Annotated in this window: 23 protein-coding genes; 8 read left to right on the top strand and 15 right to left on the bottom strand. The window is 26.5% G+C overall.

Annotated elements, in window-relative coordinates; genetic code table 11:
* Positions 1 to 103 precede the first annotated feature (103 nt).
* Positions 104 to 1,066, bottom strand: coding sequence for an LCP family protein (locus tag BLP75_RS10455; protein WP_092725879.1), 963 nt, complete (start codon positions 1,064 to 1,066; stop codon positions 104 to 106).
* 261 nt (positions 1,067 to 1,327) lie between these two features.
* Complete coding sequence (locus BLP75_RS10450; RefSeq protein ID WP_092725878.1) at positions 1,328 to 1,645, bottom strand: hypothetical protein; 318 nt, start codon at positions 1,643 to 1,645, stop codon at positions 1,328 to 1,330.
* Between the two features lie 307 nt (positions 1,646 to 1,952).
* On the opposite strand from BLP75_RS10450, the gene BLP75_RS10445 reads away from it, so the two are divergent.
* Positions 1,953 to 2,237: a hypothetical protein gene (locus tag BLP75_RS10445; RefSeq protein WP_139149836.1), complete on the top strand. Its 285-nt coding sequence runs from the start codon at positions 1,953 to 1,955 to the stop codon at positions 2,235 to 2,237.
* 86 nt (positions 2,238 to 2,323) lie between these two features.
* Here BLP75_RS10445 and BLP75_RS18180 read toward each other — a convergent pair whose 3' ends face one another.
* Positions 2,324 to 2,491 (bottom strand): hypothetical protein, encoded by a 168-nt coding sequence (locus tag BLP75_RS18180; RefSeq protein ID WP_170139070.1) that lies wholly within the window; start codon positions 2,489 to 2,491, stop codon positions 2,324 to 2,326.
* A gap of 222 nt (positions 2,492 to 2,713) precedes the next feature.
* Here BLP75_RS18180 and BLP75_RS10440 point away from each other — a divergent pair, with 222 nt between their 5' ends.
* From BLP75_RS10440 to BLP75_RS10420, 5 genes are all read left to right on the top strand, one after another.
* Positions 2,714 to 2,959 carry a hypothetical protein gene (locus BLP75_RS10440; protein ID WP_092725876.1) on the top strand — a complete coding sequence of 82 codons (246 nt, stop codon included), beginning with the start codon at positions 2,714 to 2,716 and terminating at the stop codon, positions 2,957 to 2,959.
* Positions 2,960 to 2,989: 30 nt separating this feature from the next.
* Positions 2,990 to 3,565: a flavodoxin family protein gene (locus tag BLP75_RS10435; RefSeq protein WP_092725875.1), complete on the top strand. Its 576-nt coding sequence runs from the start codon at positions 2,990 to 2,992 to the stop codon at positions 3,563 to 3,565.
* Positions 3,566 to 3,753: 188 nt separating this feature from the next.
* Positions 3,754 to 3,939 carry a hypothetical protein gene (locus BLP75_RS10430; RefSeq protein ID WP_092725874.1) on the top strand — a complete coding sequence of 62 codons (186 nt, stop codon included), beginning with the start codon at positions 3,754 to 3,756 and terminating at the stop codon, positions 3,937 to 3,939.
* A gap of 167 nt (positions 3,940 to 4,106) precedes the next feature.
* Positions 4,107 to 4,787 carry a manganese catalase family protein gene (locus BLP75_RS10425; RefSeq protein WP_092725873.1) on the top strand — a complete coding sequence of 227 codons (681 nt, stop codon included), beginning with the start codon at positions 4,107 to 4,109 and terminating at the stop codon, positions 4,785 to 4,787.
* Between the two features lie 270 nt (positions 4,788 to 5,057).
* Entirely contained in the window at positions 5,058 to 5,756 is a 699-nt protein-coding gene (locus tag BLP75_RS10420; protein WP_092725872.1) for a 5'-methylthioadenosine/adenosylhomocysteine nucleosidase, read from the top strand.
* A 285-nt stretch (positions 5,757 to 6,041) separates the two neighbouring features.
* Here the strand turns inward: BLP75_RS10420 and BLP75_RS10415 are convergent, their stop codons facing one another.
* From BLP75_RS10415 to BLP75_RS10390, 6 genes are all read right to left on the bottom strand, one after another.
* Entirely contained in the window at positions 6,042 to 6,314 is a 273-nt protein-coding gene (locus BLP75_RS10415) for a hypothetical protein (RefSeq protein WP_092725871.1), read from the bottom strand.
* The gene (locus BLP75_RS10410; RefSeq protein ID WP_170139069.1) at positions 6,298 to 6,957 is read right to left on the bottom strand and encodes a TetR/AcrR family transcriptional regulator; all 660 of its coding nucleotides are present in this window, start codon (positions 6,955 to 6,957) and stop codon (positions 6,298 to 6,300) included. The genes BLP75_RS10415 and BLP75_RS10410 overlap by 17 nt, the downstream gene beginning before the upstream one ends.
* Positions 6,958 to 7,287: 330 nt before the next feature.
* The gene (locus BLP75_RS10405) at positions 7,288 to 8,271 is read right to left on the bottom strand and encodes a DUF4179 domain-containing protein (protein WP_092725869.1); all 984 of its coding nucleotides are present in this window, start codon (positions 8,269 to 8,271) and stop codon (positions 7,288 to 7,290) included.
* Positions 8,261 to 8,815, bottom strand: coding sequence for a sigma-70 family RNA polymerase sigma factor (locus tag BLP75_RS10400; RefSeq protein ID WP_092725868.1), 555 nt, complete (start codon positions 8,813 to 8,815; stop codon positions 8,261 to 8,263). The genes BLP75_RS10405 and BLP75_RS10400 overlap by 11 nt, the downstream gene beginning before the upstream one ends.
* A gap of 235 nt (positions 8,816 to 9,050) precedes the next feature.
* Positions 9,051 to 10,046 (bottom strand): DUF4003 family protein, encoded by a 996-nt coding sequence (locus BLP75_RS10395; protein ID WP_092725867.1) that lies wholly within the window; start codon positions 10,044 to 10,046, stop codon positions 9,051 to 9,053.
* A 937-nt stretch (positions 10,047 to 10,983) separates the two neighbouring features.
* Positions 10,984 to 11,490, bottom strand: coding sequence for a GNAT family N-acetyltransferase (locus BLP75_RS10390; RefSeq protein WP_092725866.1), 507 nt, complete (start codon positions 11,488 to 11,490; stop codon positions 10,984 to 10,986).
* A gap of 218 nt (positions 11,491 to 11,708) precedes the next feature.
* Here BLP75_RS10390 and BLP75_RS10385 point away from each other — a divergent pair, with 218 nt between their 5' ends.
* The gene (locus tag BLP75_RS10385; protein ID WP_092725865.1) at positions 11,709 to 11,933 is read left to right on the top strand and encodes a DUF4177 domain-containing protein; all 225 of its coding nucleotides are present in this window, start codon (positions 11,709 to 11,711) and stop codon (positions 11,931 to 11,933) included.
* 313 nt (positions 11,934 to 12,246) lie between these two features.
* Positions 12,247 to 12,921: a hypothetical protein gene (locus tag BLP75_RS10380; protein ID WP_092725863.1), complete on the top strand. Its 675-nt coding sequence runs from the start codon at positions 12,247 to 12,249 to the stop codon at positions 12,919 to 12,921.
* A 106-nt stretch (positions 12,922 to 13,027) separates the two neighbouring features.
* Here the strand turns inward: BLP75_RS10380 and BLP75_RS10375 are convergent, their stop codons facing one another.
* From BLP75_RS10375 to BLP75_RS10350, 6 genes are all read right to left on the bottom strand, one after another.
* Positions 13,028 to 13,411 (bottom strand): hypothetical protein, encoded by a 384-nt coding sequence (locus BLP75_RS10375; RefSeq protein WP_207645431.1) that lies wholly within the window; start codon positions 13,409 to 13,411, stop codon positions 13,028 to 13,030.
* 50 nt (positions 13,412 to 13,461) lie between these two features.
* Positions 13,462 to 13,800 carry an Imm40 family immunity protein gene (gene imm40 / locus BLP75_RS10370; protein ID WP_092725862.1) on the bottom strand — a complete coding sequence of 113 codons (339 nt, stop codon included), beginning with the start codon at positions 13,798 to 13,800 and terminating at the stop codon, positions 13,462 to 13,464.
* Between the two features lie 235 nt (positions 13,801 to 14,035).
* Positions 14,036 to 14,755: a hypothetical protein gene (locus BLP75_RS10365; protein ID WP_092725860.1), complete on the bottom strand. Its 720-nt coding sequence runs from the start codon at positions 14,753 to 14,755 to the stop codon at positions 14,036 to 14,038.
* 83 nt (positions 14,756 to 14,838) lie between these two features.
* Entirely contained in the window at positions 14,839 to 15,390 is a 552-nt protein-coding gene (locus tag BLP75_RS10360; RefSeq protein WP_092725858.1) for a hypothetical protein, read from the bottom strand.
* 97 nt (positions 15,391 to 15,487) lie between these two features.
* Positions 15,488 to 16,225, bottom strand: coding sequence for a hypothetical protein (locus BLP75_RS18290; RefSeq protein WP_207645430.1), 738 nt, complete (start codon positions 16,223 to 16,225; stop codon positions 15,488 to 15,490).
* Between the two features lie 42 nt (positions 16,226 to 16,267).
* Positions 16,268 to 16,747 (bottom strand): barstar family protein, encoded by a 480-nt coding sequence (locus BLP75_RS10350; RefSeq protein WP_092725856.1) that lies wholly within the window; start codon positions 16,745 to 16,747, stop codon positions 16,268 to 16,270.
* Between the last annotated feature and the right edge of the window lie 38 nt (positions 16,748 to 16,785).

The following is a 16,785-nucleotide window of genomic DNA, read 5'->3' as shown; positions in this document are numbered from 1 at the left end:
TTAACATTTTCCTGCTTACACTCTTTTTTACTGATACCATATTACCATAAATATCTAATATTGAAAATATTTTCTATATTATGTATAAATTAGAGTCTATTAACTATTTATTTTCATTTCCATAAATAAACTCATGCCAAGCTTTTATATTCGGCTCTTTATCCCACTCTAATACCCAGCCTTTTTTATCATTTATAATATGACCATTTCTATGTTCTTCTAGGGGAAACTGTAGTTGTTCTATATCCTTATCATTAATGTTAAACACTGTATATCCTAAGTTTAACATCTGAATAGGACTTATATTTGTTTTAGTGTTTTCTAAAAGTATATCTGCACATTTTTTATATTCTTCAGGACCTTTTTTTAAGAACTCTTTATAAACACTTTGAGCTACTTCTCTATGTCTATTATCCCTAGCAAATGCACTATCAGTATATCTTATTCTACTAAATGCAAGTGCTTGATATCCATTTAATCTTTGAGTTCCTGATTTAGTTATATATTCTTTTTTAACTTCATCCTTTTTATTGTAATAGTACTCATAACAATCATCTATATACTTATTAACTTCATCAATGTCTTTTTTATCAATATTTACTTCTACTCCGCCTAACTCATCCATAATATCCATAAATGAAACAAAGTTAACAGCTATATACTTATCAATTTTAATATCAAAATTAACTTTAAATACTTCTTTTAATAAATCAATTCCTTCGTATGCATATGCATGAGTTAACTTTTCAGTTGAGTATCCTGGTATATCTACATATGTATCTCTTGCTATTGATGTTATTTTTATATCCTTATTTTTACTATCTATTGTAACTAACATTACAGAGTCAGATCTATTCCCTTTGTCTATGTATCTTCCATCGATTCCTACCAATAATATATTAGTTATACCCTCTACCATTTTTTCATTACTATCTTGTTCACTTTTTACAGCTTCATCTCTTACATATATAGAATTTAACTTGCTATATACAAATCCAAACCCGGCTAAAATAATTAAACTTAATGTAATTACTAGTCCAATTACTATTTTTTTAAAATAACTCATCTGTCTCCCCTACCCACTTATTTATAATTTTATTTCCTAAAAAATTAGCTTCACTTAAGCCACTGCATCAGTCTACACTTCATAGAGCAAACGGCTTCGTACGTTGCTTAAAATACAAACAACTTATATTATATTTTAAATTTAATGTAATTGGTATTATGCTTAAGTATAGTATTAAAAGTATTAAGTTTATATATAAAAATAACTACACCTTAGTATTTTCAATATTTTTATACTAAGATGTAGCTATTAATTAAATTTCTATATTGATATTTTTTTATTATATATCTTATACATAATGATATTAAGTACAATAGTAGCTACTATAAGTGCTAACGAAACATTTGCTACTGTAGGTAGTATATCCATTAGCGCTGACCAATCTTGTATGCCTACTAGATGATTAGTATAAAGTATTTGCATACCTAAAGAAATAGCGCATGAACTAATACTAACCCCCGAAATTATCCCCAAACTTTTACTAGTAGACTTATCTTGTCTCATAAGATTTATTATAGGAATTACCACTGCAATCAAGCCAAATAAGATACTCCCTATATTTAACCAACTATAATCCATAATAATATTTACCCTCCAACTTTCTAATTTGAATATTAGTCCAGATTGTATTATACATTTTTTCCCAATCAAAAACAACTAACTTAATAATTTATAGAAAATGCTAAATTCAATCTATTTATGTACTTTTTATAAATTATCTGTACAAATCTATTCTATCTAAAAAAATAATACTAACAAGTTTTTTCATATGTATAATACAGTTATCAACTTTCTTTAAGTTCATCATCGCTGAGTGCTCCTTTAAAGAAGCTAGTATAAAACTTTATTAATTACATACCCTATTAATAAATCTATAATGGAGGTAATGTTACATATGAAAAATTCTATACAAAATCAACAAATGAAAAATCAAGCTGGGATGAATATGCAAAATTCTGCTCAAAATCAACAAATGCAAAATCAAGCTGGAATGAATATGCAAAATTCTGCTCAAAACCAACAAATGCAAAACCAAGCTGGAATGGATATGCAAAATTCTGCTCAAAACCAACAAATGCAAAACCAAGCTGGGATGAACATGCAAAATTCTGTTCAAAATAATAAAATGAAAAACTCTATGCAAAATCAACAACAAAATAATATGCAATAGGATATTTTTCGTTAAATGCAGAGAGTTGAAGTATGGGCAATTTTGCTCATACTTCAACTCTCTACTTTTATAGTTAATTCTTTTTCTTAAACATCATAAAATGTAAACTCTGACTGATCTATATCTTCTGTATTATATGTTATATAAAAAGCTTTCTCATTATCTTTCAATGTTATCTCAGAAAGATCACTCATCTTTGGTAATTCATAAACTTTCATTTGAGAGGTTATAAATTCTAATACTTCCTTTGCCATTAAAACTCTTTCTTCTTGTCTAAATAAATTATCATTAAAACATAATCAAATCAATGAGATTACCTTAATGGGCATATTTTATGTCTAAATAGTCACTTTGTTATAAAATCTAACCATTGTGTTACAACATTCACTACTATAATATAGAAAATAATGGTAAAATAAATCGTGATATATTTTTGAAAAATTTTAATATCATTTTATATAAAGGAGATATTTTCTATGGATAAAAAATTTTTGTTTTTTAATTTAGATAAGCTAAAAAGAGATAAAGACTATTTTATAGTAGTACTTTTTTTAAATATTACAATGTTTGGGGTTCCGATAGTGAGCTTAGCGGATGAAGCTAATGTTAATATACATAATACTAGAGTACAAGGATATATATCTACAATCCTATGTTTTGCAATAACGCTAATGTATTTAATTTTTATAAAAAAAGAATTTAAGTTAATGAAAAAAAATTAGAAGAAGTATGTTAAATATGGGGGAATTTATATGATTAAAATAGTAGCATTCGTGGGTAGTCCAAGGAAAAATGGTAATGTAGATACAATAATTCAAAAAATCTTAGATGGAGCTACCTCTAATAATGCAATTATAAAAAAATTCCACTTAAATGATATGAATATAAAGGGATGTCAAGGTTGTCTATATTGTAGAAAAGTACACGATTGTGCTATTAAGGATGATATGCAAATAATTTATGATGAAATAAAAGATGCAGACTACATTATAATAGGGTCACCTGTTTATATATGCCAAGTATCTGCTCAGACAAAGCTTTTACTTGATAGATTGTATCCTTTAACTGAAATAGATAAAGCAAAACATATTCCTCGTTTTGGTAAAAAGAAATTGATAATGGTATATACTCAAGCTGCTCCTTTTTCTTTTTTATTTAAAAAGTATTTTAAGTATACAGCAAAACATTTAAAAGGTATGGGTCTTGAACAATACAAAACACTTATAGCTACAAAAGCTTTTGAAAAAAACTCTACTAAATCAAATAAAAAGGTATTAGACAACGCTTATAAATTAGGAGTTAAGATATCTGCTAATAAAATAGACTAGGCTAAATTTAAATTTAGCCTAGTCTATTTTATTATAAAGAAACTTTTAATTTTTATATATTATTTTATAATATTGAAATACATAAATTTACATAACTTAATTTTAATGATTATTTTTTAGTTATAACTATGCATAATAAATTTTATATAAAGAGATAAATATTATAGGATACATATGGAGGTGATAATATGGAAATGAACACACAAGATTGTGTAAAAAAAGCTTTATTAGATACTCAAGAGAAAGTAAGAGATTTTATGAGCTACTCTGAACATGTAGATGATAAAGAGTTAAGTAAATGCTTTAAAGAATTTGCTGAAACTGAAGGCTTACAAGCTAGAAAATTACAAGAACATCTTGATAGACTTAAGTAGATAAAAAAGAAATCTATTAAATTTTTAATAGTATTTCTTTTTTATGCTGCTACAGATGAATTGTAAAAAAGGCTATAAATCAGCCTCTTTACATATATTCTTATGCAAAATTAATATATTGATATATATAAATATAAAACTAAATCTTAAAAGGGAGGTAACTCGTTTTGTTTAAACACGATAAAGCCTTATTTCATGAAGTTAAAGTTGAAAAACCTAATCCTCAATATGCAGTTCTTATGCAAGAACAATTAGGAGGCGGTAATGGAGAGTTAAAAGCTGCTATGCAGTATTTATCTCAAAGTTTTAGAATAAAAGATCCAGAAATAAAAGATTTATTTTTAGATATAGCAGCAGAAGAACTTAGCCATATGGAAATGGTAGCGCAAACTATAAATTTACTAAATGGACATGATGTAGACAATTGTCAAGTTAGTTCTGGAGAAATTCAAACTCATGTTCAATGTGGTTTATCACCTGTATTAATAAATTCATCTGGTGCTCCATGGACAGCAGATTATGTAACTGTGACAGGAGACTTAGTTGCTGATTTATTATCAAATATAGCATCTGAGCAAAGGGCTAAAGTTGTGTATGAATATTTATATAGACAAATAGATGATAAATACGTTAAAGAAACAATAGATTTTTTACTTAACAGAGAAGAAGCTCATAATGCTCTATTTAGAGATGCTTTAAATAAAGTTAAAAACACTGGTTCAAATAAAGATTTTGGTGTTACTGAAGACTCTAAACTATATTTTGATTTATCATCTCCAGGTCCAAATCATGATGCTAAAATAAATATAACACCTCCATCTTTTGAGGAACCTATTATAAAAAAATAGCAATGCATAATTCTTAAATACTACCGCGTCGAAAAATTAATTTTTAATATGCCGATTTTAATTAATTATATAAAAAGATAGTGAAGTTTAAAGAAATTTTTCTTACTTTCACTATCTTTACTTATTATAACTTATATTAAAATCAAAACTTTAAGTTCTAAATTTCTTACCATTTCTTGCTATGTTATAACCCATCTTCTTTATACATTTAAATTTTTTAAGGCATAGTTAAATATACGGTGCTATAATTTTTTTAAAGGGGGGATATCATTGAATATAATTGGAATAATAGGAGCAATGCCTGTTGAAATAAATCTTATAAAAGACAATTTAAAAATAATAGGCGAAGAAGAATACGCAGGATTTAAATTTTATATTTGTGATAAAGAAAATATAAAAGTAGTACTAGCTTCTTGTAGTATTGGAAAAGTTAATGCAGCTAGTTGCACTCAAATACTCATAGATAAATTTAAGGCTACACATATAATAAATACAGGTATTGCAGGAAGTCTAAGTGAATCTGTAAAAATATGTGATATAGTTATTTCTAATGCTGTAACTCACCATGATGTTCGTAAATCTCAAATGACAAACTGGTTCCCGTTTAAAGAAGAATTTGAATCAGATAAATTTTTAATAGATGTAGCAATAAAAGCCTATAAAAAGATAGAATCTATTAAATTTAATTATCATATTGGTAAAATAGTTAGCGGAGAATCATTTATTTCAGATTGTAATTTAAGAAATTTAATAATTGAAGAGCATTCTCCTCATTGCGTTGAAATGGAAGGTTCTGCGATTGGTCACGTTGCATATATAAATAACGTACCATTTTTAATTATTAGAAGCATCTCGGATAATGCAGATGATAATGCTACTAACTCTATAATAGATTTTGAAAAAATATCAGCTAATAATTCAGCTCTTTTGGTCTTAAATATTCTAGATATTTTAGATAAAGCTAACTAATTTTTAAATTTAAGTTTGAGATGGAAAAGTTTTTTCATTAATCATAAGTAGTACATCTTCTTTTAATGATCATTTAACTGATTAAACTTTGTTGAATATTATTTATATCAAATTAGATCTTTTCTCTTTAAAAATTTCAACATTTTTATACATCCTCACCTGCAAATAAAGTTCGTACTCCAAGATGTTAAAGGAGTTGATTTAGCGTTAGTCTTTGCTCCTACTTCAACTCTCTTTATTTATATTTTGATGTCAAAAATCTAATCTATTAATTTTGTACTAAGTCTATTTTTTACTTAATACTTTAGACGTTGCTAAATTAACTCCTAGTGTTACTGCTCCTCCAATTATTAATCCTGTTGCTATGTTATATGACTTAACTACATAAAACACTCCACCAGCCAAAACTCCAACAGTTCCACAAGTAGCACCTAGCATAGCACGTTTTTGCTTAACCTCTAAAGGTGCTGTAAATATATTATAATCTTTAACTATTTTCTTTGATGATTCCATTGCTTTTTTTCTATTATTTAAAGCTTTACTATTTAGTGTTTTCATTTATTCCAACCCCTTTAAGATTATTTTTAACCTTATCTAATAACTCATCCCCTATAACATCTACTCCTAATTGCTTCATAGTAAATTGAATAAATACAAATCTATTTACTGTCTCCTCATATGTCCTATTAAATAAAATAGGATTTAACCATATATTACATAGTAAAAGTAACAGTTCTGAACATTCTTTTGGAAAATCTGTCTTTAATGAACCATCCTTAACCCCATCTTTAATTATTTCAAAGAATTTAATTGAATCTATATTCACTGTTTGAATAATACTTTGAATAATGGCTTTACTATTATTTGTTTGATTAAGTAAGAATCTATTTGTTGTATTTATTTTTTCATCACTCATTAATCTATTTAATACATACTTAATCTTTTCTTTAGCATTACATCCATCGGCTTCTTGAATTAACTTATCTAAGTAGATATTAGCCTTTTCTTTCTCTAAAAGTAGTACTGATTGTAATATTTCTTCTTTTGATTTGAAATAGTGGTATATAGCTCCTTTAGAAATACCTAGTTCATTGATAATGTCTTGTACACTTGTTTTTTCATAACCCTTTTCAATAAAAAAATTATACGCAGTAGATAGAATATCTTCGTATGTCTGGTTTGATAAATTATTGTTTAACATTATAGCCTCCTTAATACCGACCGTCGGTTTGTAATAAAATAGTATCATTAGAGATTTCATATGTCAAGGCAATGATTTAATTTAAGTATTTACATTCCATTTGAAAAATTTAACCTAACCGTTGTGTTGCAACGTTTATTACTATAATGTAAAAAATAATGGTCACATAAATCGTGATATGTTTTTGAAAAAGTTTTAAGATCATTTTATATAAGGGATATATTTTTGATTGACTTAATTATAGTTCGTTCGATTAAATGTATCTATGATATTGTACTAACACCAATACAATACAAATTAATAAAAAAAACAGAGAAAAATCTCTGTTTTTTATTTTAAATTTATGATTATTGTATTGTTTAATTTATCAAATTCTTCATTACTGTCAAGTGGTTTTGAATAGGGATATAGTATAAGAGATGTTGCATTCGTATTTATATTACTATTTTGATTATCAAGCGCAAATGTAACGAAACCACTTAAATTCTCATCTAAATATAAACGATCTACAATGAATTCACATTTATTGCCGAGATTATCTGATCCGATTAATTTGACCTCTAAACTAGAAATATCACCAGTAACTGAAGTTTTGATTTTAGAACGGAACATGTTACCTTTATACTCTGTAAGCTTCATTGAAATATTATGAGTTAAATTTACAACTTTATCTAGCTTAACAGTAGCGGATGTTTCCTTTAATACATCTGGATTAACATTGAAATTGAAATTCCAAGAACCCTCTATTTTATTAACATCAGCTTTCTCATTTGTAATTAAAGGTTGGTACTGAATCTCAATATTTGAATTCTTTGTCAAAGCTTCTTTAAACCTATATGTGCTAATGCTGTTAATTGTAGAACTATCTTTACGCTCTAACATTTCATCTGAATCATACGAAAGTTTTTTGTTATTGACTAGTATCGTAGCTTGAAATTTTTGTTCGTCTAAAAAAGTTCCACTATCAGATTTTATAGTAGATGATACGATTAGTTCGTTTTCATCTACTAGTGCTTCGTTTATTGTTATAGTATATCCTTCATTGCTAATAGAAGAACCGATTGAAGCTTTATATTCATCTAAATCATTAGATGAGCTGAAATAACTCGCTATACTAATAAAAAAGTCTTTGGTATTGGCAAAAGAATTTGTATTTAAAAAAAATATATTTCCCAAAATAAATACTGCAATGGATAAAGAAAAATTTTTCATCCTTTTTCTCTTCTTCTTTAATACAGCAGCTCTCACACTTGTTTCTATCGTTCTATCTAACTCAGCAGAAACCTCTATGTTGTCAAAAAAATCATCTTTCATACAAATAATCCTCCTTTAAAATATCTTTCATAGCAATCTTAGCCCGTCTCAAGTAAGTTTTTACAGTATTAGATGGGACCCCCATTATCGTAGCTATTTCATCTATAGTCAAATTATCGAAGTATTTCAATATAAGTACTGTTTTATATTCATATTTTAATGAATAAATAGCATTATTAATATCTATCTTCTCGCTTAGATCACATGCAAAGTTATCTCCAGCTGTGAGTGAATCTGTAAATTCAAGATTTGGCAATCCTTTCTTCTTGCAATAATCACATGCGCAGTTTATCAGTATTTTTGCGATCCAGGCTTTAAACGAGGAATATTTTTTTAGTTTTTTTATATTTAACCACGCTTTACACACGCACTCTTGGACTATATCTAGAGCGTCAGACTCATTACCTGTATAACTGTAAGAGATTTTATACAAGTAGTTTTTGTATTTCTTCAGTAGTATTTCATAGCATTCAGCGTTCCCCTTTATGCTTCTTTTTACCAGTTCATCTTCAGATAAAAAAACTAAACCATCATACCCCTTCATAAAACAACTCCTTTCTATTAAATTTACAATAACACATCAGTTATTGCCTACACGAAAAAAAGTAGGGATTTATATTTTACAATACATAGACTTCAAATTCATCTAAAAAGTTTCAAAAAAAGTAAAATAAAATAAAATAAAGCAAGAGCCTTATAAAAAGCTCTTGCTTTGAATTAATTAGTTGTGCCGCTATCTCTTAATTCTCTTATCCATACAAAAGTTCTTGTTGGATAAGTTAATTTGAGGCTGCAGCAGCTGTTGATGCTATAATAGCTACCATCATTGCGATTTCTATAGCTATTATTATTTCTAAAAATATATTACTACTTATTGAATCTACATTACTGTCTTCATTTAAATATTGTGCATATGACGCTGCTACTATTGATGCACTAAGCATATTTCTATTATTTTTTCCTAATGCCCAGTTTCCAAATCCTTTTACTTCACTTAGTTTATTAGATACTCTCACTATTTGTTCTACTATTTTATTTTCATCATAGTCTATAAGTGCTAATGCTCCTATTAATGGATAACCATAGCCATCTATCTTACATTTTTCCTGTTCTAATAACTCTTTAATTCTTATTACTTTATCTATAGTTTTTGCACTTTTATCTTTATCAAGTGCCATTATATGAGATAGTGACTGAAGGTTATTTGATTTAAAAAATCCTCTTGAGTTAAATATTTCATAAGCCTTTTCTATGTATTCTAGATCATTATCTAAGTCATTTGAATTTATAGCTATAAGTGCCGCTCTACAATAATCATCACTTGATGTTAACCAACGGTGATGTTTTTTCATAAAATCATATACATATTTTGTTTTTTCTATAGATGTATTTATGTCCATTTTATCTTTATTTGAATGTATTATTATTGCTGTAAATGGTAAATATGAGTCATTAATAAATTTCTTTTCTTTTAATTTATCATATATATTTTTTATTGATTTAAATTCTTCTTCTCTATTTGACTTTGTTGATAGTATGTTTGCTAGATAAAACATACTGTGGCCTCTAAAGTTTGAGAACATACTTGTATTTTCTTTAATTACATTTATACTCTCTTCTACTGCTAGTTTATTTATACTTTGATTTTTTATTGTAGATGATAGTACACAGCTATATTGCATCATTCCCATTTGCCATGATCCTTTTATTTCTTTTATCATCTCGCTATTTTTTATAAATAAATTTAATTTATCGTTTATTATGTACTCTTCCATTTTATATCCCCCAATGTTATAGTTGATAATACTTTAATAATTATAATAGCTTCTTAATTTTCTCTAGTCAAACGATAATCGGTATTGATAATAAATTGTAACTAAATGTCATTAAATCCTCTACATCTTTATTGTTTATTTTTAGGTAAAAGTGAGTAATTAAGATAATCCTTACTATATTGTTACAATCGCAAGTTACAAGCACCTTATCTAATACATAGGAAATACGCATATCTAATTTTTAAGTAGCCTAAAACTATTAAAATCTACTATTCTTAAAAATGTGCATTAAAACATATGTTTTAGTGGACAAATAAAAAGTATATGGTTATAATAAAAATATTAAAATAGTATGTACTATTTTAATATTTTTTTTGAGTTATAGTTATGCGTCATAGAAACTCAGTGAAGATGGGTGACAACCTGCTGAGAGCTGATGGTGCCGGGAAGAATTTATAAGGATACTTTGAAAATTCTATTCCTTTTATGATTTGTGAAAATCATAATGAATGGTAAAAGCCAAAAGAATAAGTTGGTTTGCCAAGCTTTAGTGCATATAAAGGTAGTAGCCTTGTGGTGGCTGTAATAGACGCCTCAGTGAGGAATAATCCAACGGGGTATAAGTGTGGTACCTTATATGACATTGGAAATACCAAACAAAGCCATTTGTCTTGAAACAGAGAAATCTGCGTATAACACAAGAACTATGTTAAAGTAGCCTTATGACAAATAGAGACGATATAGACTTCTGAAAGTTAGGTTAAATTTATGAGTAATCATTCTCATGTAGGATATGGTACTTTGTACTGGGGTAAGAAGCTTAGGGTCGCTCCCAACAGCTCAGACTTATCTCCCTAGTGACTGAAATATATATGAAACTATTGTGAGGTACAGTGAAAACTGTCTATGGCGTATAATTATAATTCTAAAATAATATCTAAAGTTTAATTTCAAATTGATTATACAAATTACCGTCTTTTTCATGACTTTTAAAGAATATTCCATTATTATTTAAAATAACTTTTTCAGAACGTATATTAGCTTTAGCACAATTTAACACAACTTTATCAAGCCCAATTTCCTTTGCATAAGGTAGCGCTAACTCTAGTATTTTATTTCCATATCCATTACCTCTATATTTTGGAGCAATATCATATCCTATATTACCATCAAAAGGGATATTACCATGTCTAATTCTAATAGATCCTAGAACTTGCTCTTTATCATTTACTAACCAAAAACTAGAACAAGGTACATAACCTTCAGGAAGATCAATGCCTTTAGCATTATTATTAAGTTTACTCACATATTGTTTAAAATCTTTATAAGCATCTCTATAGACATACATGTACTCTTTATCTCCTGATATCTTGTAGTCATTAATATACTCTAAAAAACTCTTTTCATATTTTATGCTTGGTATTTCTAATCTAATATTCTCCATATAAACTTTCCCCTTTCTATACTATCACTTATATTATATATATTATTCATAATACCAATGTATTTAGTTTGTATAAAAAAGAATTTAGGTTAGTTAAAAAAATTAATTATATATCATTGGTGCATCTATTTATATTTTAGTCATAATCCAAAAGTTGATGTGATATATATGTAATATAGAGATATAAATATATCACATTAACAGGGGGACGATTTACTATGTATGAATATAAGTTTATAGAAGTACCATTAAAAAAAGGGTTTAAAGTTAAATCTGGAGATACGTTTGAAGATTGTAAAAGTGTTATAAATAAAGAATCTAAAAATGGATGGAGATTAAAGCAGGTTATTATTCCGGCTAATGAAAATACAGGATTTGCTGCCCCAGGTGTTGCTGCTCCTTATTGTTATCAAATTATATTTGAGAAAGAGATAAATAGTTAAATATATAGAAAAAGGCTAGCCCTATGACTAGCCTTTTTCTATATATGCATCTTTAAATCATTTATACTTAACCAATACCTCCTATAATTCCCCTGTATATCTATTATTATATATACACGCTCTACTTCGCATCATATAACAATTACGTACTTGTTTTTATTATAGCATTATTTTTACTAATTTATTGTCAATTACATAAACGCTGGTATGCTCAATTTAAAATTAAAAGTTATGCAATGTACATAATTTGTTGTTAATATATGGGATAGTATATAATATTTAATATATGGGAATTAAAAGGGAGGGGAATATTGTGGAAGATTTAAAAGAAAGAGCAGTGGAATCAATTATACATACAGTTATAATAACTATTTTTTCATTAGCTATTATATATTTTATAGCAACTAATATACCAAATAACTATTTTTTAATGTCTGTTTCTATGCTAGGGATTATTTTTATATTAAACTACATTAAAAAGCCTTATATAGAAGAAGATAAAAATAAATTGGCAATTAATAGTTGGATATGCCTAACAAGCATCATTTTTATAGGAGTTTTGATTGGTAAAATGTTATCTTTTTCAGCGCTAATTGGATTTGGATTAGGACTATCTGTGTTTGACGTTATTAGTTTTACAAAAATCGGATCAAAGACTACAAATGCAAAAGTAATGAAAAATAAAAACTTAACAATTAAACTTATAGTTTACGGGACTTCATTCAAATCAAATAAACCAGTTCCAACATTAGGATTTGGAGATTTCTTATTTTATACAATATTGGTATCTAGTATCTACAAATTTTCAAGTAGTATTGAAATACTATTTTATTCAATGTGTTTAATACTTTTAGGAGTTATTATTAATCTTTTAATAACTTGGTTTATATATGAAAAAGATTGGTATAAAGGTTTCCCAGCTACATTCATACCATTTATATTAATAGTATTATTTATGATATTAAATTTTTCTTATCTAACTTTCTAATAAGATTTATTAATTTTCACTTTGATATTTTTATCTAAAAAATAAGCCTAACAAGTAATTTTACCTGCTAGGCTATATCTATTAAATTATTTTATCTATATAAAATCTATTTTAATTTAACTAAATCTCCATCATCAAATCCTGATGTGATATTAGCTATATTTAATATTTTATATTCACTATAATTCTCTAAGCTTATAATATTGCTTAAAGAATCCACTATAAGGTTTAAAAACTCTTCCCAATCAAGCATACTAACTTCTTTTTGATCAAACTCTAAATACCTATTATTTGGAACAAAATCCTCATTGCACGCCCAATCATCATCCTCAGCATCATACTCATTTGAACCAGTTAAATAAACTGTATATCCATTTTCTGACTCAAATATTCCAAAATTTAATGCTTGAATGCCTTCAGGCAATATCTCTTTACTTGATATTTCTTTTATCCAATTTTCTAAAATACTATCTATATTTTGTCTTAACATTTAATTATCTCCTAGCTTATTTTCTCTTTATGTATTAGATGTTGTTTTTGCTAAACAAGTTGACACACTACACTATAAATATAATAATTACCATTATTCTTCACATATTTATTAATGTATTCACAAGCTTTTTTTCTACTGTCTTCAAGCAAACTCTGATTTACTGACCCGTCTATATACCAACTATCATAAGTTGACTCTAATATATTTCCATTCAGTGAATAAACATCCCCTCCAAGAATCACATATTTTTTGTCTACTAAGAAGTCAATAACTTTAATAATATCCTCGCTTTTCCATGCTATTTCGGATATACCTATAGATTCAAGGTTGTATGAGCGCTTTATTAATTCTTCTGGTAACAAACTATTATAGTTACTATTTTTCATAATTTCTCCTTCTAAAATATCTTTTCCATAAAATAAATTATATAAAAAAATCAAAATCTACATTTTATATATCAAGTTATTTATATGGGTTATTAAAAATATAAAATAATTAAATTTATGGCACAAATATATCATATATACTTATTTCTTTACTTTTATAATCTGCATCACAAATTTCTGCTGGAATAAAACCTCCACCTTCTATCTTATATAATAATTTCTCTTCTACATAATACTATGTTCCTTGACACTCCACTTTTATAGTTAGACATTCTTTACATATCGTGAAATATAAATACATTTCTCCAATAGTAAAATCTACTTCTTTTATAAGATTAAATGAATTATAATAACTTTCTCCAGATACAGTTGCAATATAATTCATTTCTTTTTTGCAAACCGGACATTCTCTATCCAAGGGCTCTTGTGCATATAACGGAGCTCCTAAAATCCTACATAAATATTCAGTTCCAAATAATTCTATTGCGTTTTCATATTTGATAATATTTATTGGTATATCATCTTGTGTCATTTCTTTAAGCGACATTTTTATATTTGGTAATGGAGATGGTATCTTATCCTCATCATCTTGTGTCCAATTTTCAATGTCATCTTGACTAATAATTTCAATTGATTTATTTTGTGGATTTAATTTAAACACCTGAGTATCCCAAGATGTAGAACAATTTAAACATGATACTAATGGTATTTCCGTTATACCTTCTATATTAATGTCATTTAATTTAGGATCTTCTAAATCAAATGTAAAAATTTGGTGCATTGGTTCATTGCATAATTTGCATACAGGTACGTTCCAATCATTACCTCCAAATTTGTGATTATATTTATCAATTCCTTCTACAACTCTATACCCTTTTTTATCCTTCCAGTGTGGTCCGAAAAGATAACTATATGGTTTATTGATATTTCCAGTATGTGGTCCTAAAAATGACATATTTATTAATTCCTTTCTTTATGGATTATTAAAACTTTTGTAAAGATTATGAAGACATCCAAATTTAAAGTTTTTCCACTAATCTATCTCTCATCAATTACTTGTAGCTGGTCTTCTAGTAATATCTTTAACTTTGGTAAAACTACATTAAAAAAATCACCATTTATTCCTTCGTTTATATGTAAGATATTACACTCATCACCTTCATCTACATTTAATATATATTTTGCATCACTAATTTCACGATTTTTATGTACTATAGCGCATGTAAATTGCCAATCATCTCTTAGTATCTGTATGGTATCTGATTTATTTAATGCTTCATACCATCTTATTTTTGGTATTTCATGTTTAGGCTTTGGTATGTTATAACCCCATTCATTATTAACACAAATAGTTCTTTCTTTTATGAATTTTTTATCTTTTTCACTTAAACAATTTAACTGTTCTTCTATTATGCAAAATAGCAGCCTGTCACTATTTTCTAAAAAACAGTCAATTATATTTGAGTTATTCTCTAAATATTTCTCTTTCTCAAAATTCAATATATTGTAGTCATCTTCAGAGCTTAGTATATTATCTATATTGTCGTAATCTTCTAACAAATACCATGAGTTGTATACTTTTAATTTCATTTTAATCTCCCAACTTATTTTTTATTTATGTAATTAGATGTTATTTTTGATAGATTATTTATACCTGCATATGTTAAATTTCGATATAAATTAAAAACTAATTATCCTGTGGTGTTAAATCATATAAACACATTGGTAGATCATGTTCGTACATAGGGTCCATATATGTTAAAATTAATGCTATACTTTCATCATACCCACTCATTTTGTCTGCATCATCTTGATTTAAAATTTCTTCATTATTAAACTTTATCCTTAAATTCTTGACTATATTAAAATACTTATTTGCAAAATCATCCTCATTCATTATTTTAATATCTTTAAGAATATCTTTGTAACCTAATTGCTCACCTGCATTATAGTGCTTATCAAATATAATATTATCTTTTACAAATTGTATTTGTCTTTCTATAATATCAATCATAGTAATATCTTTCATTTTTTTATTTATCGTATTTGTTGGAATCCAATTTCTATATTCTGCATAATAAAAACTTGGATTTATACATCTTAAAATTAATACTATAGCATTGTTATATCCACATATTTTATCTACTTCATTTTTATTTTTGTTTAAAATTTCAATACTGTTAACCTGTTCATTCATCTTATCAAAATGTGTTCCTATATCATCAATTATTTTAATGTACTTATTTTTAAAATCATCCTCATTCATTATTTTAATATCTTCAAGCATCTCATTGTAAGCTAATAACTCACCTTCATCGTTATACTTAAAGTCTATTTTATCAAATACAGTATTTGATTTTGTAAATTGCATTTGCCTTTCTATAATATCAACTATAGTAAACTGTTTCATTTTTTTACTTAACATTTTTGTTAGTCTCCTAATTATAATAGATATGTTTTAATTTATTTATATGTATTTTTGTATATCACATTTTTTAAGCTCTTTTTCTAATAAATTTAGATTTTCTACAGTAGAAAGTACGCAATATATCTTTGAAAGAGTTTTATAGTCATTGCAATTTCTACCTTCATTCCATTCAATTAATGAATCTGAAATAATATCATAGAAGTATCCTAAATTATAAATTTCATTTGCTAATAAGTATTCAGTATCTCTTAGTACAATAATTAAACTACTAAATTCAATCCATTCTAAATCATTTAAACATTCATCAAGAGAATCCCAGTTGTATGAAAAGTAACTAGGAAAATTTAATTTATTAGCGATTTCTACCATTAAACTTTGTTTATCTTTACAATTTTCACACTCTATTTCAACTACTAATACGTCATTAGAGTTATTTATTATTTCTTCTTTTATTTTCTCTTCCCATTCAAAGTACTTACAAATGTAAATATAGTTTTTTTCTATTAATTTTCTGTGCATTTATTGACCTCAAATTCTTAATTTTAATAGGCTTGAAT

Source organism: Romboutsia lituseburensis DSM 797, assembly GCF_900103615.1.
GTDB classification, from domain to species: Bacteria; Bacillota; Clostridia; order Peptostreptococcales; family Peptostreptococcaceae; genus Romboutsia_F; species Romboutsia_F lituseburensis.
The sequence above is the reverse complement of the archived record's forward strand: the minus strand, read 5'-3'. Positions and strand labels throughout refer to the sequence as shown.

Coding starts and splice junctions, on each gene's coding strand:
- BLP75_RS10415 (WP_092725871.1), bottom strand. CDS start 6,314: ATGAAAACACTAAATAGTAAAGCTTTAAATAATAGAAAAAAAGCAATG.
- BLP75_RS10430 (WP_092725874.1), top strand. CDS start 3,754: ATGGAAATGAACACACAAGATTGTGTAAAAAAAGCTTTATTAGATACT.
- BLP75_RS10395 (WP_092725867.1), bottom strand. CDS start 10,046: ATGGAAGAGTACATAATAAACGATAAATTAAATTTATTTATAAAAAAT.
- BLP75_RS10360 (WP_092725858.1), bottom strand. CDS start 15,390: ATGAAATTAAAAGTATACAACTCATGGTATTTGTTAGAAGATTACGAC.
- BLP75_RS10455 (WP_092725879.1), bottom strand. CDS start 1,066: ATGAGTTATTTTAAAAAAATAGTAATTGGACTAGTAATTACATTAAGT.
- BLP75_RS10445 (WP_139149836.1), top strand. CDS start 1,953: ATGTTACATATGAAAAATTCTATACAAAATCAACAAATGAAAAATCAA.
- BLP75_RS10440 (WP_092725876.1), top strand. CDS start 2,714: ATGGATAAAAAATTTTTGTTTTTTAATTTAGATAAGCTAAAAAGAGAT.
- BLP75_RS10385 (WP_092725865.1), top strand. CDS start 11,709: ATGTATGAATATAAGTTTATAGAAGTACCATTAAAAAAAGGGTTTAAA.
- BLP75_RS10350 (WP_092725856.1), bottom strand. CDS start 16,747: ATGCACAGAAAATTAATAGAAAAAAACTATATTTACATTTGTAAGTAC.
- BLP75_RS10365 (WP_092725860.1), bottom strand. CDS start 14,755: ATGTCATTTTTAGGACCACATACTGGAAATATCAATAAACCATATAGT.
- BLP75_RS10405 (WP_092725869.1), bottom strand. CDS start 8,271: ATGAAAGATGATTTTTTTGACAACATAGAGGTTTCTGCTGAGTTAGAT.
- BLP75_RS10390 (WP_092725866.1), bottom strand. CDS start 11,490: ATGGAGAATATTAGATTAGAAATACCAAGCATAAAATATGAAAAGAGT.
- BLP75_RS10375 (WP_207645431.1), bottom strand. CDS start 13,411: ATGTTAAGACAAAATATAGATAGTATTTTAGAAAATTGGATAAAAGAA.
- imm40 (WP_092725862.1), bottom strand. CDS start 13,800: ATGAAAAATAGTAACTATAATAGTTTGTTACCAGAAGAATTAATAAAG.
- BLP75_RS10450 (WP_092725878.1), bottom strand. CDS start 1,645: ATGGATTATAGTTGGTTAAATATAGGGAGTATCTTATTTGGCTTGATT.
- BLP75_RS18180 (WP_170139070.1), bottom strand. CDS start 2,491: ATGGCAAAGGAAGTATTAGAATTTATAACCTCTCAAATGAAAGTTTAT.
- BLP75_RS10400 (WP_092725868.1), bottom strand. CDS start 8,815: ATGAAGGGGTATGATGGTTTAGTTTTTTTATCTGAAGATGAACTGGTA.
- BLP75_RS10435 (WP_092725875.1), top strand. CDS start 2,990: ATGATTAAAATAGTAGCATTCGTGGGTAGTCCAAGGAAAAATGGTAAT.
- BLP75_RS18290 (WP_207645430.1), bottom strand. CDS start 16,225: ATGTTAAGTAAAAAAATGAAACAGTTTACTATAGTTGATATTATAGAA.
- BLP75_RS10410 (WP_170139069.1), bottom strand. CDS start 6,957: ATGTTAAACAATAATTTATCAAACCAGACATACGAAGATATTCTATCT.